The following is a 4,259-nucleotide window of genomic DNA, read 5'->3' as shown; positions in this document are numbered from 1 at the left end:
CGCAAGCGCGCTCCCACAAGGGATTTCGCAGCGTGTGCGTTACGCCTTGGTCTTCTGCTTATAAGCGCAAAGATCGCGAATCGCGCAGGTCGGGCACTCCGGCTTGCGCGCCTTGCACACATAACGCCCATGCAGGATCAGCCAGTGGTGGGCGTCCTGGATGAACTCCTTCGGGATCACCTTTTCCAGCTTGTCTTCCACCTTGCGTACATCCGGCCCGGGTGCAAGGCCCGTGCGGTTCGCGACGCGGAAGATATGCGTATCCACGGCGATCGTCGGCTGGCCGAAGGCGGTGTTGAGCACCACGTTGGCGGTCTTGCGACCTACGCCCGGCAGCGACTCCAGCGCCTCGCGCGACTCAGGTACCTCGCCTCCGTACTGATCGACGAGGATCTGGCTCATGGCGATCAGGTTCTTCGCCTTGTTGTTGTACAGGCCGATCGTGCTGATGTAGCTCTTGAGCTTCTCGAGGCCCAGCTTCAGGATCTTCTGTGGCGTGTTCGCCACGGGAAACAGCCTGCGCGTGGCCTTGTTCACGCCGACGTCCGTCGCCTGCGCGGAAAGCGCCACGGCCGCCAGCAGTTCAAACGGCGTGGTGTATTCCAGTTCTGTCTTCGGGTGCGGATTCAGCTCACGCAGCCGGGTGAACATCTCGACGATGTCGGCCTTCTTCACGGCGTGTCCTTCTTCTTCGCCTTTGCGCGGGCGAGCGCCTCGAGCACGGCATTGCGTGCGGCGGGCGCGCCGACATCGCGCTTGCTGCTGGCAAGCTGTTCCTCACGCTCTGCCCGGTCGCGTGCGAGGCGTGCCTCGCGGCGCTGGAAGTGCGTGCGTGCCGCATCGGCATGGGCGCAGTCGTCGGCTTGTGCCAACGGCATGGGGTCGAGCGTGATGCAGTCCACGGGGCAAGCCGGCACGCACAGCTCGCAACCGGTGCAGAGGTCGCTCACGACCGTATGCATCACCTTCGCCGCGCCGAGGATCGCGTCCACGGGGCAGGCCTGGATGCACTTGGTGCAGCCAATGCAGTCGGCTTCGATCACGCGTGCGAGCGTGCGCGGCTTTTCAATCCCGCGCGTCGTATCCAGCGGCACCACCGGGGTGCCGAGCAGCGCGGCAAGGCGCTCGATGCCCAGCGCACCGCCCGGCGGGCAGCGGTTGATCGGCGCTTCCTCGGCGGCGATGGCTTCGGCATAAGGCCGGCAACCATGGAACCCGCACTGCTCACACTGGGTTTGCGGGAGCAGTGCGTCGATCCGGTCGGCAAGCGTTGGCGTCATGGCTGGCGCTTTGGGCCGGGCGTGGTTTAGCGGACGGTGGCGCCCGGCGCGGCGCCCTGGTCGGCATCCAGCAGGAACAGGTCGGCGCCGCCATCACCCGCGGAGAGGATCATGCCCTCCGACAGGCCGAAGCGCATCTTGCGCGGGGCCAGGTTGGCGATGAACACGACGTTGCGGCCCACCAGGGTCTCCGGCTCGCCGTAAGCGGCGCGGATGCCCGAGAAGATCTGGCGCTTGCCCAGCGGGCCGGCATCCAGTTCGAAGCGCAGCAGCTTGTCCGAGCCCTCGACGAACTCACAGGCGAGCACCTTGCCGATGCGCAGGTCGAGCTTCGCGAAATCGTCGATCGAAATGGTGGCGGTGTCGGTGGCGGGTGCGGCGTCGGTCATGGCTTTCGGGGCTTCTTTGGGCTTGGTTTTCTTCGCGTCCGCCTTGGCGGCCTCGCGGGCCTGTTCGGCGGGGGTAAGGGATTCCTTCGACGATTCGATCATCGCTTCGATCTTCTTCGGATCGAGGCGGCCGAACAGCGGCGTGAAGGCGTTGACGGTGTGGCCGAACAGCTCGCGGCGCGCATCGGCGAAGGTCGAGATGGGCGCACCGAGGAACTCCTCGGCCGCGGCGACCGTCACCGGGATGATCGGCTTGAGCAGGCCGGAGAGCAGGCGGAACGCATTGAGTGCGAACGTGCAGACCTGCTGCAGCTCTTCGCGACGCGCTTCGTCCTTCGCGATGACCCACGGCGCCTTCGCGGCGATATAGCCGTTGACGGCGTCCGACATCGCGACGAAGCGGCGGGTGACTTCCGCGTACTCATCCGCTTCGTACAGCGTTTCGATGCCTTCGTATTGCGCAAGCAGGTCGCGCCACAGCGCGGCAGCTTCATCGTCGAAGCGGTCGGCCAGCTTGCCGGCGAAATGCGTGTTGACGAAGCCCGCGGTACGACTGGCGATGTTCGCCCACTTGCCGACGAGGTGCGAGTTCACCCGCTCCTCGAACGACTTGAGGTCGAGATCCACATCGACCGGCGTCGGGCCGAGCATCGTGGCGAAGTAGTAACGCAGTGCCTCGGGGTCGAGGCCCGACTCGAGGTAGGTCCGCGCCTGGATGAACGTGCCGCGCGACTTCGACATCTTCGCGCCGTTCACCGTCAGGTAGCCATTGGTGTGCAGCGCCGTCGGCACGCGCAGGCCCGCGCCGTGCAGCATGGCCGGCCAGAACAGGCCGTGGAAATTGATGATGTCCTTGCCGATGAAGTGGTGCATCTCGGCGGTGCTGTCCTTGCCGAGGAAATCATCGAAGTTGAGGCCCTTGCGCTCGCACAGCGCCTTGAACGAGGCGAGGTAGCCCACCGGCGCGTCGAGCCAGACATAGAAGAACTTGCCCGGGGCGTCGGGGATCGGGAAGCCGAAGTAGGGCGCGTCGCGGGAAATATCCCAGTCGCGCAGGCCGCCTTCGATCCACTCGCCGAGCTTGGCGACGACACTGCTATCCGCCGTCGGCTTGCCGCCGGTGAACTTGCCCGCGAACCAGTCGCGCAGCAGCTGCTCGAACTTGCTCAGTTCGAAGAAGTAGTGCTCCGAATCGCGCAGCTCCGGCGTGGCGCCTGACATCACCGAATACGGGTTGATCAGTTCGGTCGGCGCATACGTGGCGCCGCAGTTCTCGCAGTTGTCGCCGTACTGGTCGGGCGTGCCGCACACCGGGCACGTGCCCTTGATGTAGCGGTCGGGCAGGAACATGTCGCGCGTGGGGTCGTACAGCTGCTGGATGTCGCGGCGGGCGATGTAGCCGCCCTCGCGCAGCTTCAGGTAAATCGCAGTCGCGATCTCCTGGTTCTCCGGCGAATGCGTGGTGTGGTACTGGTCGTAGCTGAAGTGGAAATCGGTGAAGTCCGCCTCGTGGCTCGCGCGGATGCCGGCGATGTATTCCTCTGGCGTCTTACCGACTTTCTCCGCCGCCAGCATGATCGGCGTGCCGTGGGCGTCTTCGCCAGCGACGTACCAGACCTCGTTGCCCTGCATGCGCTGCGCACGCGCCCAGACGTCGGCTTCGATGTAGCCGAGCATGTGGCCCAGGTGGAGCGGGCCATTGGCGTAGGGGAGGGCGTTGGTGACGAGGATGCGGCGGGCCATGATGCTCACGGTCGGCGGTAGGACCGGGGATTATGGCATGGCCGCGCTGCGGTGCAGCGGATCGTACGGGGTCACCCGCGGCCGACAGCTTCCGCCGTCGTAGGAGCCCACCCTGTGGGCGACATCTTTCGCGACAGAGCGGCAGGGCCGGTGACTCTTTCGCGAACGGCGTCGCCCACAGGGTGGGCTCCTACGGCATCGGGAGGCGTTTACTCAGCCCGGACCCATTCCTGGCTGCGGCCGATCAGCGAGAAGCCGATGTAGCCGTGGACATCCAGCTTCTTGCCGGCGTCTTCGAGCTTGAGGGTGACCTTGTAGATCTTGCCCTTGGCCGGGTCCAGGATCTGGCCGCCGGACCACTCGTCGCCGTCCTTCTTCAGGCCCCACATGATGGTCATGCCCTCGATGGGCTTGCCCTTGCGGTCGCCGCTGCACTCGTCGCACACCGGGTGCGGGCCCTTGTCGGACTTCAGTACCTGCAGGACCTTGCCCTCCAGCAGGCCGTTGTTCTCGGTGATCTCGACGATGGACTTCACCTCGTGGGTCTTGTCGTCGATGGTCTTCCACTTGCCGACCGGCGAATCCATCGCGGCCAGGGCGGGGAGGGCGGCCGTCGCGAGGGCGAGGGCGGCGGCGGTGCGGATCAGGTGCTTCATAGGCTCGTGGGCTCCCCATACGGTCAGGTACGGCCGGAGCCTGACGAAACGCGGGCCACGACGTCAAGCTGCAACGCGCCACCCGGCCCGTCGCCCGGGTAGCCACCACCCCCCGGATTGTTGGGTCGGGGCGGCAGGCGAGCGGGGTGTGATCCCAGAGACACGACGAACCCCGGCACCCCCACCAGGCC

At 66.0% G+C, this 4,259-nt stretch carries 4 protein-coding genes; all 4 read right to left on the bottom strand.

Features of this window, described 5'->3' with window-relative positions; translation table 11 throughout:
• Window positions 1-39: 39 nt before the first annotated feature.
• The gene (nth, locus tag ACTHLF_RS04705) at window positions 40-675 is read right to left on the bottom strand and encodes an endonuclease III (RefSeq protein ID WP_440325299.1); all 636 of its coding nucleotides are present in this window, start codon (window positions 673-675) and stop codon (window positions 40-42) included.
• Entirely contained in the window at window positions 672-1,280 is a 609-nt protein-coding gene (locus ACTHLF_RS04700; protein ID WP_440325297.1) for an RnfABCDGE type electron transport complex subunit B, read from the bottom strand. The genes nth and ACTHLF_RS04700 overlap by 4 nt, the downstream gene beginning before the upstream one ends.
• A 26-nt stretch (window positions 1,281-1,306) precedes the next feature.
• Entirely contained in the window at window positions 1,307-3,412 is a 2,106-nt protein-coding gene (metG, locus tag ACTHLF_RS04695) for a methionine--tRNA ligase (protein ID WP_440325296.1), read from the bottom strand.
• A gap of 209 nt (window positions 3,413-3,621) precedes the next feature.
• A complete protein-coding gene (locus ACTHLF_RS04690; RefSeq protein ID WP_440325294.1) occupies window positions 3,622-4,068 on the bottom strand; it encodes a DUF2147 domain-containing protein in 447 nt (148 codons plus the stop codon).
• Window positions 4,069-4,259 lie beyond the last annotated feature (191 nt).

Origin of the sequence: Luteibacter sp., from assembly GCF_051958795.1 — a bacterium.
In the GTDB taxonomy this organism is placed as follows: Bacteria; Pseudomonadota; Gammaproteobacteria; order Xanthomonadales; family Rhodanobacteraceae; genus Luteibacter.
Note: the sequence above shows the minus strand (reverse complement) of the source record. Positions and strands in the feature narration are given on the sequence as shown.

Bases quoted from the DNA above. Each gene is read 5' to 3' on its own strand.
- metG (WP_440325296.1), bottom strand. From the start codon at position 3,412: ATGGCCCGCCGCATCCTCGTCACCAACGCCCTCCCCTACGCCAATGGC.
- ACTHLF_RS04690 (WP_440325294.1), bottom strand. From the start codon at position 4,068: ATGAAGCACCTGATCCGCACCGCCGCCGCCCTCGCCCTCGCGACGGCC.
- ACTHLF_RS04700 (WP_440325297.1), bottom strand. From the start codon at position 1,280: ATGACGCCAACGCTTGCCGACCGGATCGACGCACTGCTCCCGCAAACC.